This is a genomic window from Ruegeria sp. YKSD163 (genome assembly GCF_059612905.1).
This window is the reverse complement of sequence record NZ_JBXWRM010000010.1, coordinates 91,007-106,232: the sequence shown is the minus strand read 5'-3', so window position 1 is coordinate 106,232 and position 15,226 is coordinate 91,007. Positions and strand designations below refer to the sequence as shown.

General features: G+C 64.7%; 17 protein-coding genes and 1 tRNA gene. 12 read left to right on the top strand and 6 right to left on the bottom strand.

The features are described 5' to 3' along the window. Positions 1 to 49: 49 nt before the first annotated feature. Positions 50 to 925 (bottom strand): DMT family transporter, encoded by an 876-nt coding sequence (locus AC2FNA_RS14465; RefSeq protein ID WP_496827661.1) that lies wholly within the window; start codon positions 923 to 925, stop codon positions 50 to 52. Between the two features lie 99 nt (positions 926 to 1,024). On the opposite strand from AC2FNA_RS14465, the gene AC2FNA_RS14460 reads away from it, so the two are divergent. Continuing rightward, positions 1,025 to 1,741, top strand: coding sequence for an endonuclease/exonuclease/phosphatase family protein (locus tag AC2FNA_RS14460; protein WP_496827659.1), 717 nt, complete (start codon positions 1,025 to 1,027; stop codon positions 1,739 to 1,741). A gap of 94 nt (positions 1,742 to 1,835) precedes the next feature. Here the strand turns inward: AC2FNA_RS14460 and AC2FNA_RS14455 are convergent, their stop codons facing one another. Then, positions 1,836 to 2,948 (bottom strand): anhydro-N-acetylmuramic acid kinase, encoded by a 1,113-nt coding sequence (locus AC2FNA_RS14455; RefSeq protein ID WP_496827657.1) that lies wholly within the window; start codon positions 2,946 to 2,948, stop codon positions 1,836 to 1,838. 62 nt (positions 2,949 to 3,010) lie between these two features. Here AC2FNA_RS14455 and tyrS point away from each other — a divergent pair, with 62 nt between their 5' ends. The 3 genes from tyrS to AC2FNA_RS14440 all read left to right on the top strand — a co-directional run bounded on the left by tyrS (position 3,011) and on the right by AC2FNA_RS14440 (position 6,194). Next, positions 3,011 to 4,258, top strand: coding sequence for a tyrosine--tRNA ligase (tyrS, locus tag AC2FNA_RS14450; RefSeq protein WP_496827655.1), 1,248 nt, complete (start codon positions 3,011 to 3,013; stop codon positions 4,256 to 4,258). 250 nt (positions 4,259 to 4,508) lie between these two features. Beyond that, positions 4,509 to 5,411, top strand: a complete 903-nt coding sequence (locus tag AC2FNA_RS14445) for a GNAT family N-acetyltransferase (RefSeq protein ID WP_496827653.1) — start codon at positions 4,509 to 4,511, stop codon at positions 5,409 to 5,411. A 27-nt stretch (positions 5,412 to 5,438) separates the two neighbouring features. Beyond that, positions 5,439 to 6,194 (top strand): 3-hydroxyacyl-CoA dehydrogenase, encoded by a 756-nt coding sequence (locus AC2FNA_RS14440; protein ID WP_234145464.1) that lies wholly within the window; start codon positions 5,439 to 5,441, stop codon positions 6,192 to 6,194. A 21-nt stretch (positions 6,195 to 6,215) separates the two neighbouring features. On the opposite strand, the gene AC2FNA_RS14435 is transcribed toward AC2FNA_RS14440, so the two are convergent. The 3 genes from AC2FNA_RS14435 to AC2FNA_RS14425 form a co-directional block, all read right to left on the bottom strand. Further along, positions 6,216 to 8,024, bottom strand: coding sequence for an ABC-F family ATP-binding cassette domain-containing protein (locus AC2FNA_RS14435; RefSeq protein ID WP_496827651.1), 1,809 nt, complete (start codon positions 8,022 to 8,024; stop codon positions 6,216 to 6,218). A gap of 52 nt (positions 8,025 to 8,076) precedes the next feature. Next, positions 8,077 to 8,817 carry a GNAT family N-acetyltransferase gene (locus AC2FNA_RS14430; RefSeq protein WP_496827649.1) on the bottom strand — a complete coding sequence of 247 codons (741 nt, stop codon included), beginning with the start codon at positions 8,815 to 8,817 and terminating at the stop codon, positions 8,077 to 8,079. An 86-nt stretch (positions 8,818 to 8,903) separates the two neighbouring features. After that, a complete protein-coding gene (locus AC2FNA_RS14425) occupies positions 8,904 to 9,371 on the bottom strand; it encodes an outer membrane protein assembly factor BamE domain-containing protein (protein ID WP_234145461.1) in 468 nt (155 codons plus the stop codon). A gap of 84 nt (positions 9,372 to 9,455) precedes the next feature. Between AC2FNA_RS14425 and AC2FNA_RS14420 the strand changes: the two genes are divergently transcribed. From AC2FNA_RS14420 to AC2FNA_RS14385, 8 genes are all read left to right on the top strand, one after another. Next, positions 9,456 to 9,995, top strand: a complete 540-nt coding sequence (locus tag AC2FNA_RS14420; protein ID WP_496827647.1) for a YceD family protein — start codon at positions 9,456 to 9,458, stop codon at positions 9,993 to 9,995. A 208-nt stretch (positions 9,996 to 10,203) separates the two neighbouring features. Next, complete coding sequence (rpmF, locus tag AC2FNA_RS14415; protein WP_011048200.1) at positions 10,204 to 10,410, top strand: 50S ribosomal protein L32; 207 nt, start codon at positions 10,204 to 10,206, stop codon at positions 10,408 to 10,410. Positions 10,411 to 10,434: 24 nt separating this feature from the next. After that, the gene (gene plsX / locus AC2FNA_RS14410; protein WP_496827645.1) at positions 10,435 to 11,550 is read left to right on the top strand and encodes a phosphate acyltransferase PlsX; all 1,116 of its coding nucleotides are present in this window, start codon (positions 10,435 to 10,437) and stop codon (positions 11,548 to 11,550) included. Between the two features lie 5 nt (positions 11,551 to 11,555). Further along, positions 11,556 to 12,527 (top strand): beta-ketoacyl-ACP synthase III, encoded by a 972-nt coding sequence (locus tag AC2FNA_RS14405; protein ID WP_234136308.1) that lies wholly within the window; start codon positions 11,556 to 11,558, stop codon positions 12,525 to 12,527. Between the two features lie 84 nt (positions 12,528 to 12,611). After that, complete coding sequence (gene ihfA, locus AC2FNA_RS14400) at positions 12,612 to 12,914, top strand: integration host factor subunit alpha (RefSeq protein WP_011048203.1); 303 nt, start codon at positions 12,612 to 12,614, stop codon at positions 12,912 to 12,914. An 18-nt stretch (positions 12,915 to 12,932) separates the two neighbouring features. Continuing rightward, the gene (locus AC2FNA_RS14395; RefSeq protein WP_496827642.1) at positions 12,933 to 13,679 is read left to right on the top strand and encodes a MerR family transcriptional regulator; all 747 of its coding nucleotides are present in this window, start codon (positions 12,933 to 12,935) and stop codon (positions 13,677 to 13,679) included. A gap of 61 nt (positions 13,680 to 13,740) precedes the next feature. Beyond that, positions 13,741 to 13,817, top strand: a tRNA-Pro gene (locus AC2FNA_RS14390). A 61-nt stretch (positions 13,818 to 13,878) separates the two neighbouring features. Next, positions 13,879 to 14,958 (top strand): 2'-deoxycytidine 5'-triphosphate deaminase, encoded by a 1,080-nt coding sequence (locus AC2FNA_RS14385; RefSeq protein ID WP_496827640.1) that lies wholly within the window; start codon positions 13,879 to 13,881, stop codon positions 14,956 to 14,958. A gap of 10 nt (positions 14,959 to 14,968) precedes the next feature. Here AC2FNA_RS14385 and AC2FNA_RS14380 read toward each other — a convergent pair whose 3' ends face one another. Next, on the bottom strand, positions 14,969 to 15,187 hold the full coding sequence (locus tag AC2FNA_RS14380) for a hypothetical protein (protein WP_496827638.1): 219 nt from the start codon (positions 15,185 to 15,187) through the stop codon (positions 14,969 to 14,971). Between the last annotated feature and the right edge of the window lie 39 nt (positions 15,188 to 15,226).

The following is a 15,226-nucleotide window of genomic DNA, read 5'->3' as shown; positions in this document are numbered from 1 at the left end:
TTCGACGAATTTTGTAGGTGGGGGCAGCGCCCCCGCTCCGGCGCCCCATTCAGCGCCGGTTGATCAAGACAATCCCGGCCGCGACCAGAGCAAGCGCAAGCCAGACCAGGGCGCCCACCCGCTCGTCCAACAGCAGCAAGCCAAAGATCACCGCCAGCACCGGTGACAGGAAGCTGAACGAGGCCACGCCATTGGCCTGGTAAACGGCCAGCAGCCGGAACCAGATCACGAATCCGAGCCCCACCACGCCAACCGCCTGAAACAGCAGCCCGGCCCAATGCAGAAGCTCGGGCGCGCGCAGGCTCTCCCCAGTCAGCGGCGCAAGCAACAGCAGCAGCGGCGCCGAGATCACCAGTTGGCTTATCAGCTGCATTTCCGCCGGGACGCGGGCCATCGGTGTCAGCCGCACTCCCAGCGCGATCCCGGCCCAGCACATGGCAGCAAATACAGCAAGCGCATCGCCCAAGAGGCTCACATGCGCGGCATCGCGCTCGAGCAGCGCCAGCACCACCCCGCCCATGGCCAGCACCAATCCCAGAACCCGCGCTCCGGACAGCCGTTCGCCCGGCAAAAGAAAGTGACCGCCCAGCGCCAGCCAGACCGGCATCGAATAGAACAGGATCGACACCCGCGAGACCGACGTTAGATCGAGCGCGGCAAACAGCGCCATGAACTCGATGGTAAAAAGCAAGCCTGTGATCAGTGCGCCCATCAAGGCCGCGCGCGGGAAAGCCATCGGTTTGCGTCGGGCAAGCATCCATACCAGCACAAAGACCAATGCGACAGCCGAGCGCAGCCCGGCCTGGAGAACCGGCCCAAACCCGCCACCGGTCACCTTGATCACCACCTGGTTGAAGGCCAACAGCGCGGCAATTCCGACAAGGGCCACGGCTCCGGCCGCGTCGACGGGGCGTTTCTGTTCCATGCAGGCACAGAACGGCGGGGTCCTGCACATGTCAAGCAAATCCCGCGATCCGGCCCTTGCACCGCGCCGCGCGCTGCCGCATGACGGAGGACAGGAGCCATGACGCAACCGATGACGATAGCCCCGACGCTGCGCCTTGCCAGCTACAACATTCAGAAATGCGTGGGCCTGGACCTGCGCCGCCAGCCGCGCCGTATCCTTCAGGTACTGGGGGCGCTCGGCGCCGATATCGCCGTGCTGCAAGAGGCCGACAAACGCCTGCCGCCGCGTCCCGCCGCCCTGCCGCATTTCGTGCTGGAGGAGGCCGGCTGGAACGTGGTGGACCTAGGCGGCGCCGGATCGCTGGGCTGGCACGGCAATGCGGTGATCTGGAAGGGCGCCGGCATCACCCAGCTTGCGAGCGCCCATCACGACCTGCCGGGATTCGAGCCGCGCGGCGCAGTTCGGGTCGAGTTCGACACCCCAATCGGATCTCTGCGGGTGCTGGGCCTGCATCTTGGCCTGCTCGCGGCCTCGCGCCGGGACCAGATCGTGCATCTGGCCCACGATCTGGAGCGGTTGCCGCCGATGCCCACGGTCTGGGCCGGCGATTTCAACGAATGGTCGCGCCAGCCGGTGCTGGATCATCTGGCGCCGATGCTGCGCTTCGTTCCGGCCCGGCCCAGCTTTCCTGCGCCGCGCCCAGTGGGCGCTTTGGATCGGATCGCACACAGCCCGGAGCTGAGCGCCGTTGCGCATGGCGTCTTTGCCGAGCGTCCCGCCCCCATCGCCTCGGATCATCTGCCGGTCTGGGCCGATTTCACGCGTCCGGACTGACAGCTCTCAAACGGCACATAGGCTTCTTTCGGGTCGGAAATACTCCTAGGGGCGAAAAAATTCGACGAATTTTTTCAACGGGTCAGCGTCCCCGTCATGCATCGTCGGGCAGGCTGACCATGCCGCCGCCCACCAGCGCACTCACGCCGGTGGTGCCGGGGCACGATGTTGACAGGCCCCGCGCCACCCGTACAGCCAGATAGGCGAAGGCCTGCGCCTCCAGCATGTCACCATCAAGCCCGACACTCTCGACCGGCTCAACGGCGCAATCCAGCGAGACCCGCAGCATCTCCATCAGCACCGGGTTGTGCCGCCCGCCGCCGGTGACCAGCACTCGCGCGGGAGGGCGCGGGCAATGCTCCATCCCCTGCGCCACCGCCGCCGCACACATGGCAGTAAGCGTCGCCACCGCGTCGCTGTCGCTGAGTTCCGACACCAACCCGATCATCTCGGCAAAATCGTTCCGGTCCAGAGACTTTGGCGGCATTCTTGCGAAATAGGGCTCGGCCAGGAACAGCTCCAGCGCGCCGGTCTCCACCGTGCCTACCCGCGCCACCGCGCCGCCCTCGTCCATCGGCAGCCCCAGCCGCACCTGCATCAGATCGTTGACCGGGGCATTGGCCGGCCCGGTGTCAAAGGCCAACAGAGCGCCGGGCACCTCGGGCCGCTCAAATGACGGGTCCACATAGGTCAGGTTGCCCACCCCGCCGAGATTGAGAAAACACAAGGGCTCGCTGGCGCCGATCCACTTGGCACAGGCAAAGTGAAAGAACGGCGCCAATGGCGCGCCTTCGCCGCCCAGTTGCACATCGTCGCTGCGGAAATCCCAGACCACCGGCCGCCCCAGGGCGGCGGCCAAAACCGCGCCATCGCCGACCTGCAAGGTGCCGCGCCCGCGCGGCTCATGCGCCAGGGTCTGTCCGTGAAACCCCACCAGATCGACGCCCTCGAACCCGGCCAGCGCCTCGGCATGGGCCCGCGTCACCAGATCGCCCGCCGCCTCCACCTCGGGCCCGGCCCAACGCCCCAGCCCGGCGCGCAGCACGCTGCGTTCCTCGGGCGAATAGGCGCGGTAGCCCACCGGCCCGAACCCAAAAATCGCCAGACCGTCGGTCTCGACCACCGCCGCATCGACCCCGTCCAGCGACGTGCCAGACATTGCCCCCAGCGCCGTCACCGGCCCCTCTCGCCCGATGGCCCTCTTCATGGCCTTTTCCTTTGTTCAACTGCCGCCTATAAGTGCCCCGCAATCCAACCCCGAGGCAAGACATGACCTACCATCCCAAATCGGATTTCATCGCAGTGATGATGGAGCGCGGCTTTCTCGCCGACTGTACCGATTACCAGGGCCTTGACGAGGCGCTGATCAAGGGATGCCAGCCCGGCTATATCGGCTTTGACGCCACCGCCAAATCGCTGCACGTGGGCAGCCTCATCCAGATCATGATGCTGCGCTGGCTGCAAAAGACCGGGCACAAGCCGATCACCCTGATGGGCGGCGGCACCACCAAGGTGGGCGATCCCTCGTTCCGCGCCGACGAACGCCCGCTGCTGACGCCCGCCCAGATCGACGAGAACATCGCCGGGATCCGCAAGGTCTTTGCCGCCTATATCGACTATGACAGCGGTGCCGAGAACGCGGCGCTGATGCTCAACAACGACGAATGGCTGGCCGATCTGAACTATCTCGATTTCCTGCGCGACATCGGGCGGCATTTCTCGGTCAACCGGATGCTGTCGTTTGAGTCCGTGAAATCCCGCCTCGACCGCGAACAGTCGCTCAGCTTCCTCGAATTCAACTACATGATCCTGCAAGCCTATGATTTCATGGAACTGAACCGCCGCTATGGCTGCATCCTGCAAATGGGCGGCTCGGACCAATGGGGCAACATCGTCAACGGCATCGACCTGACCCGCCGGGTGATCGACCACGAGGTCTATGGCCTCACCTCGCCGCTCCTGACCACGTCTGACGGCAAGAAGATGGGCAAGAGCCAGGACGGCGCCGTCTGGCTGAACCCCGACATGCGGTCGCCTTACGAATTCTGGCAGTTCTGGCGCAACACCACCGATGCCGATGTAGGCCGCTTCCTGAAACTCTACACCGAGCTTCCGATAGGCGAATGCGACCGTCTGGGCGCGCTGTCGGGCTCCGAGATCAACGCCGCCAAGGTGATCCTCGCCAACGAGGTCACCGCCCTTTGTCACGGGGCCGAGGCGGCCGCCGCGGCCGAGGCCACCGCGCGCGAGGTGTTCGAAAAGGGCGGTATAGGCGACGACCTGCCCACCCTCACCCTTGGCGCCGCCGACCTGCCCGCATCCATCGTGCAACTGATCGTGAAATCGGGCCTCGCCAAATCCGGCAAGGAGGCCAAGCGCCTCATCGCCGAGGACGGCGCGCGCCTGAACGACGCCCCGCTGACCGATGCCGGGATGATGATCGAGGCGGGTGATCTCGCCCAACCGATCAAGCTCAGCGCGGGCAAGAAGCGCCACGCGCTTGTACAACTGGCGTAGATCAACCGCCCCTTCATTTCGCCTTAAATACTCCGGGGGTGAGGCCCGCCAGGGCCGAGGGGGCAGCGCCCCCTTGCCCCCAAAGGGCTCAGAACAGGGCCATACCCCCCAACAGCAGCACGCCAGACAGGATGGCCGCCAGCAGGGCGGCGGCGGCCCGTGTCGGTCTCGGGGCGGCGATCCCCTGGCCAAATACCCGTTTCATAATCGCATTAACCCGGTCTTAGGTTTCGAACCGGTTAATGACGCCATGTTCGATACCATCGCCCTCGCTTCGCCCCCCCTGCAACAAAGCGCCGAATTCGCCGCCACGCTGACACTTTGCGGACAGCGGGCGGCGCGACTGGACGACGGAACACTGGTGCTGACACGGCGCATTGGCGGGATACCCATCGCCCTGCTCAGCCGCGCCCACCTCGCACCACAGGCTCTACCCGGTCTGATCGCCCGCGCTGGGCTGCGCCGCAGTCTGATCCTGATGAACCCGGACGCATCCTGCCCGGGCCTCGAACGGCTGGGGGCGGTGCCATTGATCACCCCGGCCCATGTGGCCGAACTGGATCTCACCGGTAACCTGATGGCGGGGCTGCACCAGAAATGGCGCAACCGCCTGCGTCACGCGCGCAGCCAGGACCTGCACGTGACCCAGGGTCCACTGCCGCTGGACCCCGCCCATTGGCTGCTCACCGCCGAGGCCGCGCAACAGCGCGCGCGCGGCTATCGCAACTGGCCCACCGCCCTGACGCTGGCCTATGCCCGCATCAATCCCGGCGCGACGCAGCTGTTCACCGCCCGCCAGCGCGGCACCCCCGTCGCGGGCCTGCTGATCCTGCGTCACGGCACGGCGGCCAGCTATCACATCGGCCACAGCACACCGGCCGGTCGCGCCGCCAGCGCCCAGACGCTGCTGATGTGGCAAGCGATGACTTGGCTCGCGGCCCAAGGCGCGACCCGATTTGACCTCGGCCCGGTGGAGACCGAACAGATCCCCGGCCTGACCCGGTTCAAGCTGGGCACCGGCGCCCGCACCCGCCCCCTCGGCGGTACCTGGGCCTGGTGGCCGCCTATGGGCAAAACGTTGCGTCCGCTGGCCTGGCTCGACCGCAGGCGCATGCAACAAAGCTGGACAGACGCACCCGCACCGGATTATTGAACATATGTTCATATCAGGGAGAGGCCCATGCAACTCGACACAACCGCAGCCGTGATCACTGGCGGCGCCTCCGGTCTGGGCGAGGCAACCGCCCGCTATTTCGCCGAGAACGGCGCGCAGGTGACTATCCTCGACCGCGATGCTGAACGCGGTGAAAAGGTCGCCGCCGAGATCGGCGGGCATTTTGCCCAGACCGACGTGACCAGCGAAGACTCGGTCGCCGCCGCCATCGCCCACGCCATGGAGAAGATGGGCAAGATCACCGCAGCGGTGAACTGCGCCGGTATCGCCTATGGCATCAAGACGGTGGGCAAGGAAGGCGCGCATCCCCTGGACGCCTTCCAGCGCACCATCGACATCAACCTGGTCGGCAGCTTCAACGTCGCGCGCCTGGCCGCCGTTGAGATGGCAAAGAACGAACCAGAACCGGATGGCGCGCGCGGCGTGATCATCAACACCGCCTCGGTCGCGGCCTTTGACGGGCAAAAGGGCCAGGTGGCCTATTCCGCCTCAAAGGGTGGCGTTGTGGGCATGACCCTGCCGATGGCGCGCGATCTGGCCTCGACCGGGATCCGGGTGATGACCATCGCACCCGGCATCTTCCTGACGCCGATGCTGATGGGCCTGCCTGAAGAGGTGCGCGCCGGTCTGGCCGCCGATGTGCCCAACCCCGCCCGCCTGGGAGACCCGCGCGAATACGGCCGTCTGGCCGGGTTCATCGTCGAGATGGGCTATCTCAATGGCGAGGTGATCCGCCTCGACGGCGCGCTGCGGATGCGCTGAGCCTTTGGCCCGTGGCTGGGGTTACCCGGCCTCGGCCTTTTCTTCCAGCGCCAGCCATTCCTCTTCGGCGGCAGAGAGTTTCTCTTGCCGCTGCACCAGCGCTTCGGTCGCTTTCTGGAACTTGACCGGTTCACGGGTATAAAGCTCGGGATCGGCCATCAGCTCTTGCAATTTGGCGATCTCGGCCTCAAGCCGGGCGATCTCGGCCGGCAGCGCCTCAAGCCGGTGCTTTTCCGAGAATGTCAGGCCCGATTTCGGCTTCACCTCTTGCTTTGTCTTTGGCGCAGAAGGTCTTGATTTTACGTCTTCCTTCGGCGCATCCTCACCCCGCTGGGCGCGATAGTCCGACCAGCCTCCGGCATAGACCACGGCGCGGCCATCCCCCTCCATCGCAACGGTGGTGGTGGCGACGCGGTCGAGGAAATCGCGGTCGTGGCTGACCAGCAGCACGGTGCCGTCGTAATCGTCCAGAATCTCCTGCAGCAGGTCGAGCGTTTCCACATCCAGATCGTTGGTCGGTTCGTCCAGCACCAGCACGTTCGACGGCCTCGCCATCAAACGCGCCAGCAACAGCCGCGCCTTCTCGCCACCCGAGAGCGATTTCACCGCCGCCCGCGCCTGGCGTTCGTCAAACAGGAAATCCTTGAGATAGGCGACCACATGTTTGGGTTGGCCGCGCACCATGACCTGATCGGCCTTGCCCGAAACGCGCATCTCGGGGTCGCTGGTCAGGCTGTCCCAGAGGCTCATCTCGGGGTCGAGCTGGGCGCGGGTCTGGTCAAATACCGCGATCTCCAGATTGGTGCCCAGCCGAACGGTGCCGCTGTCCGGTTCGACCTGGCCCAGCAGCATCTTGAGCACGGTGGTCTTGCCCACCCCATTGGGACCGACAAAGGCGACCCGGTCGCCGCGCAGCACGGTCAGGTCCAGCCCGCGCAGGATGGGCTTGCCATCGAACGCCTTGGTCAACCCCTGCGCCTCGATCACCTTGCGGCCCGATTTCGGACCCGCATCCAGCGACATCGCTGCCGTGCCCTGACGCTTGATCTGCGAGGCGCGTTCAGCGCGCAGCGCCTGCAGCGCACGCACCCGGCCCTGATTGCGCTTGCGCCGGGCACTGATGCCTTCGACCGCCCAGCGGCTTTCGGACTTGATCAGCCGGTTCAGCTTGTGCCGGGCGGTGTCTTCGTCCTCCCAGACCTTGTCGCGCCAAGCCTCGAAATCCTCGAACCCACGTTCTTGACGGCGCACCATTCCCCTGTCGATCCAAAGGGTTGCGCGCGTCAATGCACGCAAAAAGGCGCGGTCGTGCGAGATCAGCACAAAGGCGGCGCGGGTGGCGGACAGCTCGCGTTCGAGCCAGCCGATTGCCTCGATATCCAGATGGTTGGTCGGCTCGTCCAGCAGCATCAGTTCGGGCGCCTCGGCCATCAGTTTGGCAAGCGCGGCGCGGCGCCGCTCGCCGCCCGAAGCGGTCTCGACCGCGCGGGCGGGGTCGAACTTCAGCCCCTCACCGGCACGCTCGACCTTGTAGAGCTCGCCCGGCTCCAGCCCGCTCGAGGCGTAGTCGCCCAACGTGGCAAACCCGGTCATGGTCGGGTCCTGCTCCATGTAACCGACCGACTTGCCAGGCGGGATCACGATCTCGCCCGCGTCGGGTTCGACCAGCCCGGCCATCACCTTCATCAGGGTGGATTTGCCCGATCCGTTGCGCCCAACCAGCGCCACGCGGTCACCCGGCTGAACCACCAGGTCGAGATCGGAAAATACCGGCTCGCCGCCGAAGGTCAGCGAGATGCCGGTCATCTGCAACAGAGGAATACGTGTCATGCGCGCCAGCTAAACCGCGCCCCGCATGGCGTCAACGCCCCTTGTGCGCACCCTAGCCCGCCACCGCCCGCAACAGCCGCTTGCGCGCGGGCGGGATGGCGCCGATCTCGAGCCCGGTAAACACGTGCAGCGTGTTCATCTGCCGGTCCACCACCGCGTGGTCGCTGACCCAGCCCCCCATCAGCAGATAGGTCCTGAGCAGCGGCGGCATCCGCAGCATCGCCTTTTTGGCGTCGGGCTTGCGCCGCAGGCGGGCGGCGAATCGGAACACATCGGGCGCCTTGACCCGGGGCAGCCAGCGCTTGGGCGCCAGATGGCGGTGTTTCAGCATTGCAAAGGCGTCGAGATAGTCGGCCGTCTCGGTGCCCGCAAAAGAGGAACAGCCAAACAGCATCTGCACCCCGGTCCGGTCGACAAATGTGGTCATCGCCCCCCAGGCCACCCGCAGGATATCGGCGTCGTGATGGTCGGGATGGATGCAGAAACGGCCCATCTCGACCATGCGCCCCTCGAAACTCTGCAACCCCGTCAGTTCGTAGAATTGCGCCGAATAGCTGCGCCCGATCTCGGCGCCGCCCTCCATCGTCAACATGCGAAAACAGCACACCAGGGCGCCACCCTGTCGCATGTCCTCGACCAGAATGTGGTCGCAGACGCTGTCGAAACGGTCCCGGTCGGGTGTCGCGGTGCGAAAGGCGCGTGTCCGCAGCGCCTGAGCCGCGGCGATATCCGCAGGCCCCAGCGCCAGACGCGCGCGATAGCGGCCCTTGCTCAACAGTACGGCATCCGGCATCACGCGGCCCTCCACTGAACAGGTCAAACCTAGTGGGCCGATCCCTAGCACACAAGATGTGACGCCGGGGTGACAGATACTGCCGATCAGTTGATCACGTTGGCGGGGTTGAAATTGCCCAGGTTGCCCAGCAGCTGGCGGATAAAGGTCTTGTCCTCGACGCTGGAGCTGGTCACCCGCCGTTCCAGCGGGATCACCCGCCCGTCTTCCAGCCCGTAACGCTCGATATTTCGGACCACGCCGCGCTGGTCAAAGCTGATCGCCACCAGTTCGCGCGAGACGACCTGCGGCGCGCGGGCACCATAATGGCGCATGCGGGTCGCGACATAGTAATAGCCGCTTTCATTCAGCAGGCCCGAGGAGCTGGGGGTGCCGACGGCCTCCACCACGCTGTCGCGGGTATCGACTCCGACCTGGATCGCCGCCAGCTCCTCGGCGGTGGGGACATAGCCGTGATTGCGGTAGATGGCGGTACAGGCGGTCAGCGCACCGACGGTGAGGCCGATAGCCACGATGCGGAACACCGGTTTCAGCAACCCTGCGGTCTTTGACATTCCTGCCCCCTTGCCTTGGCCTCGCGCGCCTTTTATCCCGATTACAGAAACCTTTGCTCCGGTTCAACAGACGAAAGCGCACCAATGTCCGACGAAACCGTGTTGCGGGTCGCAGATCTGCCACAAAACAGCGTTACCGCCTTCGACCTGCGTCCCGGCCCTGCCCGACTGGCCGAGATTGCGCAGGAGCTGGGCCTGGACGGCCTGCGCAAGCTGCGATTCAACGGCACGATCAGGGCCGAGGGCAAGCGGGACTGGCGGCTTGAGGCCGAGCTGGGCGCTACCGTGATCCAGCCCTGCGTGGTCACGTTGGACCCGGTCACCACCCGGATAGATACGCGGCTGACCCGGCTGTTTCTTGCCGATTGGACCGAGCCGGACGAGGAAGAGGCCGAGATGGCCACCGAGGATGACGAGGCCGAACCGCTGCGCGCGACGATCGACCTGAACGCCGTTATGAGCGAAGCGCTGGCGCTGAACCTGCCCGCCTATCCCCGCAAGGAAGGCGTCGATCTGGGCCAGGCGGTGTTCACCGAGCCGGGCAAACAGGCCATGACGGACGAGGAAACGCGACCCTTTGCCGGGCTGGCGGCACTGCGCGAAACCCTCAAAAAAGACTCATGACAAGGGCGGTGAAACCTGCCATAGGGAGCGGTCAGAAAAACCCCTTGAACGTGGCGAGAATCGCAGTATTTTCGCGCGCTCAATCGGATTTAGGGTTGGACAATGCGGGGGCTGCGGCCTAAACGCTCGTCACGCCTTCTGGGAAACGAAGAATGAAACCGGCCTGCGGCGCTGTCTGCGGCCCTCAGTTAAGACAAAGGTTGAGACAATGGCTGTCCAACAGAACAAAGTATCCAAATCGCGTCGCAACATGCGCCGTGCGCATGACGCCCTGGTTGCTGCCAACCCGAACGAATGCGGCAATTGCGGCGAGCTGAAGCGCCCGCACCATGTCTGCGCCGCCTGTGGCCATTACGACGACCGCGAAGTCGTTGCTCAGGCCGACGAGATCGAGCTGGACGAAGACGCGGCCTAAGCCCGATCTGGAGCAGGCCACGGCATGACGGCTCAGCCCGATCAGACCGGCAATGCGTCCGGACAGATCATCATCTCGGTTGACGCCATGGGCGGGGACGCGGGTCCCTCGGTCGTGGTGGCAGGCATTGCGAAATCGGCAAAGAAGAACCCCGATGTGGGGTTCATTCTGCACGGCCCTGAAGACAGGCTGAAAAAGCTGGTCGCCAAGCGGCGCGTTCTGGACGGACGCGTCGTTTTTCGTGATTGCGTCGATGTGGTCACGATGGAGGACAAGCCCAGCCAAGTCGTGCGCAACGGCAAGAACACCTCGATGTGGTCGACGCTGGAATCGGTGCGCAACGGCGAGGCCGCCGGCGCCGTCAGCTGCGGCAATACCGGCGCGCTTATGGCGCTGAGCATGCTGCGGCTGCGGCGCCTGCCCGGCGTGACCCGCCCGGCCATCGCGATTCTGTTCCCCTCTGGCAATCCGCAGGGGTTCAACGTACTGCTCGATGCCGGCGCTGATATCCGCGCCGATGCCCGCGACCTGTTGCAATATGCGCTGATGGGCGCGTCCTATGCGCGAAACGGCATGAACCTGCCCCGCCCCCGTGTCGGGTTGCTCAATGTCGGTACCGAAGAGCACAAGGGCAAGGCCGAACTGAAAGAAGCGCAGGCGCTGATCGCGGACTACGCGGATCGCGCAAACTTCGAATTCGTAGGCTTTGTCGAAGGCAGCGACATTCCCGGCAAGCGCTGTGACGTGATCGTCACAGACGGATTCACCGGCAATGTGGCGATCAAGACCGGCGAAGGCACTGCGCGGATGATCGGCTCGCTGTTGCGCGAGGCCTTCAAATACTCGCCGCTGTCGCGGCTGGCCTCGCTGCTCGCGGTGACCTCGCTCCAGCGGCTCAGCAAGCGGATCGACCCGCGCCGCGTGAATGGCGGCGTTTTCCTGGGGCTGAACGGTACCGTGATCAAGTCTCATGGCAGCGCCGATGCCACCGGCATCTCGGCGGCAGTCAAGCTTGCGTTTACTCTCGCGCAATCAGGTTTTGCTGAGCGGCTGGCTGCCCGGGTTGCATCCGCCGCCGCCCTTACCCAAGATGAACCAGCCCCAGCCGGGGCCCAGGCAGAAGAACAAGAAAGCAGGTAAAATCGATGGCAGGCCGCGCAGTTGTCAGAGGTGTCGGGCACTATCTTCCCGAACAGATCGTTCCCAACGCGGCATTCGAGAAAACCCTGGATACGACCGACGAATGGATTCGGACCCGGTCGGGGATTGAACGGCGCCATTTCGCCGCCAAGGACGAGACGACCTCGGACCTTGCCACCCGTGCCGCAGAGGCCGCGCTGGCCGATGCAGGGATGACCGCCGACCAGCTGGACGCCATCGTCCTGGCAACCTCTACCGCCGACCTCACTTTTCCGTCGGCGGCCACGATGGTTCAGGCGCGGCTGGGCATGACCAATGGTTATGCCTTTGACGTACAAGCGGTTTGTGCGGGATTCGTCTATGCGCTGAGCAACGCCAACGCACTGATCGTGTCGGGTCAGGCCAAGCGGGTACTGGTGATCGGGGCCGAAACCTTCAGCCGGATCATGGATTGGACCGACCGTTCGACCTGCGTGCTGTTCGGCGATGGCGCCGGGGCGCTGGTGCTGGAATATGAAGAGGCCGCAGGCACGCCGCAGGACAGGGGGATCCTGTCGGTCGATCTGAATTCCGACGGTCGCTACAAGGACCTGCTTTATGTCGACGGCGGCGTGTCGACCCAGACCACCGGCCATCTGCGCATGCAGGGCAATCAGGTTTTTCGCCATGCTGTCGAGAAGCTGGCCCAGACCGCCGAGACCGCTCTGGGCAAGGCCGGACTGAGCAGTGCCGATGTGGACTGGATCGTGCCGCATCAGGCCAATATCCGTATCATCCAGGGCACCGCCAAGAAGATGGGCCTGCCGATGGACAAGGTGGTGGTGACCGTGCAGGACCATGGCAACACCTCGGCCGCCTCGATTCCGCTGGCGCTGTCGGTGGGCAAGGCGCGCGGTCAGATCAAGACAGGCGATCTGGTCGTGACCGAAGCAATCGGCGGCGGCCTGGCCTGGGGTGCGGTGGTTCTGCGCTGGTAGCGGCCTATCCTGCGCTTTGCAATTCATTGATATTGACAGGGAATTTCCTGACCCCCTATGCTTTGTCAGCAACAGGGGGTCGGCATGAGTGACAAAACTCTTACACGGATGGATTTGAGCGAGGCGGTTTTCCGCGAAGTGGGCCTGTCGCGCAATGAAAGCGCACAGCTGGTGGAAAGCATGCTGAACCACATGTCCGACGCGCTGGTGCGCGGCGAACAGGTGAAAATCTCGTCCTTCGGCACCTTCAGCGTGCGGGACAAATCAGCCCGCGTTGGACGCAATCCCAAAACCGGTGAAGAAGTTCCGATCCAGCCGCGCCGGGTCCTGACCTTTCGCCCTTCGCACCTGATGAAGGAGCGGGTTGCCGCCGGAAACCGTAAGTAAATCAAAGGGTCCGTTTTCATGAGCAAATCGCCCGACGCCTTTCGCACCATCTCGGAAGTCGCGGAATGGCTGGGGGTGCAGGCCCATGTGCTGCGGTTCTGGGAGAGCAAGTTCAGCCAGGTCAAACCGGTCAAGCGTGCCGGCGGGCGCCGTTATTACCGGCCCGCGGACATGCAGTTGCTGGGTGGCATCAAAAAGCTGCTGCATGACGATGGCATGACCATCAAGGGCGTGCAGAAACTGTTGCGTGAACAGGGCGTCGCCCATGTTTCGGGCCAGTCGCAGGATCTGGAGGATTCGGCCTCTCCCGGCCCGCAAAGTGGCGGCAACGTGGTCCGGTTCAATGCTCAGCCCTCTGACAGGGACAGCGCCATACAGTTCGACATGGACCTTGGTGAACCTGTCCCGACCGAGGTTCTGCAAAAGATCGTCGCCGATTCGTCCCCCGCCCCGTCTGAGGACGACGAAGAGGACAAGACCCCCGGAGATGTAGAGATTCTGTCTGCGCCTGAACCGGCTGTGGAACCTGTTCAGAACGAGCCCCCGGAGGATGCGGTCGACGACACCCCCCCACAAGAGGCCGACGCACCGCCCCGTCCGCTTGACATCGAGGTGGCCGATATCCCCGCCGACGATGACATCGAGGCAGAGCCGGGCCTGCTGACGGCACTGGCTGAAATCCACGACCTGCCCGCTTCCGCGCAGGCCGGCATCCTCCCTCTCGCTACCAAGTTGCAGACCTGGCTGGACCGGCAGGCGGGATAAGAAAAAAGGGTATGTTTTCCTCTTGCCCCTGCCGGGAAAACCGGTATGAACACCACATCGTCGGGCTATGGCGCAGCCTGGTAGCGCGTCCGTCTGGGGGACGGAAGGTCGCAGGTTCGAGTCCTGCTAGCCCGACCAAATCACACCGACGTAACGAAAAAATGGCAGACCAGGGCCTCTGGACCGCGGAGGGAACGGGATGACCGGCGTGTGCCCGAACCAGCAGATCGAGGCAATGATCGCAGGCGGAGAGATCCGTGCCGAACCTCCGATTCTGCCTGAACAGATCCAACCCGCCAGCCTGGATTTGCGCCTGGGCGCCGTGGCGTATCGCGTCCGGGCCTCGTTTCTGGCGGGGGCCGGACACAGCGTTGCCGACCGTCTGGCCGAGTTCGAGATGCACCGGATCGACCTGAGCCATGGCGCGGTTCTTGAAAAGGGCTGCGTCTATCTGGTGCCGCTGATGGAATCGCTGGCCCTGCCCACTGAAATCAACGCCGTCGCCAATGCCAAAAGCTCGACCGGGCGGCTGGACCTGTTGACCCGGACCATCACCGATGGTGGTACCGAGTTCGATCGCATTCCGTCAGGTTACATCGGCCCGCTTTATGCCGAGATCTGCCCGCGCTCGTTTTCCGTGTTGGTGCGGCCCGGCATGCGGCTGAACCAGATCCGGTTCCGGCGCGGACAGGCGGTGCTGGACGACACCGCCCTGCGTGCGCTGCATGCCGAAACCCCGCTGGTCGATGGCCCCGCGGTCATCCAGGACGGTTTGGGCTTCTCGGTCGATCTGCGCCTGCCGGGCAGCGACCTTGTAGGCTACCGCGCCAAACCGCATACCGGCGTCATCGACCTGGATCGGATCGGCGCCTATGACCCGGCGGAATACTGGGAGGAGGTGCGCAGCCGCGATGGACGTATCATCCTCGATCCCGGTGCGTTCTACATCCTCGTAAGCCGCGAGGCGGTGCATATCCCGCCGCTTTATGCCGCCGAAATGGCCCCCTATCTGGCGATGGTGGGAGAGTTCCGGGTGCATTACGCGGGCTTCTTCGACCCTGGCTTCGGCCATGCGCAGGCCGGCGGCGCCGGTTCGCGCGGGGTGCTCGAGGTGCGCTGCCACGAGGCGCCTTTCGTGCTGGAACACGGGCAGATCGTCGGACGGCTGGTCTATGAAAAGATGGCTGAACAGCCCACGCAGCTATACGGCGCGGGCATCGCGTCGAATTATCAGGGCCAGGGGCTGAAGCTGTCGAAACACTTCAAGACCCCTGCATAACCCCCGGTCACTACAGTTCTTGTTCGTTTCGTGCCGCGCGGCGCGCCTGGCGCATTTCGCGGATGCGTTCGCGCTCGGGATCGGGTTCCGGTCGGTGTTGCGGTGGCGGAGCCTTGCGCGATTTGCGCCCCAGATTCGACACCGCGTCAAAGCCCGCATTGACGCCGCCATTCACCGCCCGGCGCACCACCGTGCGGACGATCATGTCGATCAGCTGGTTCACGTTCATGAGATTTTCCTCTTTGCTGCCCGGGCAGAGACATAGCAT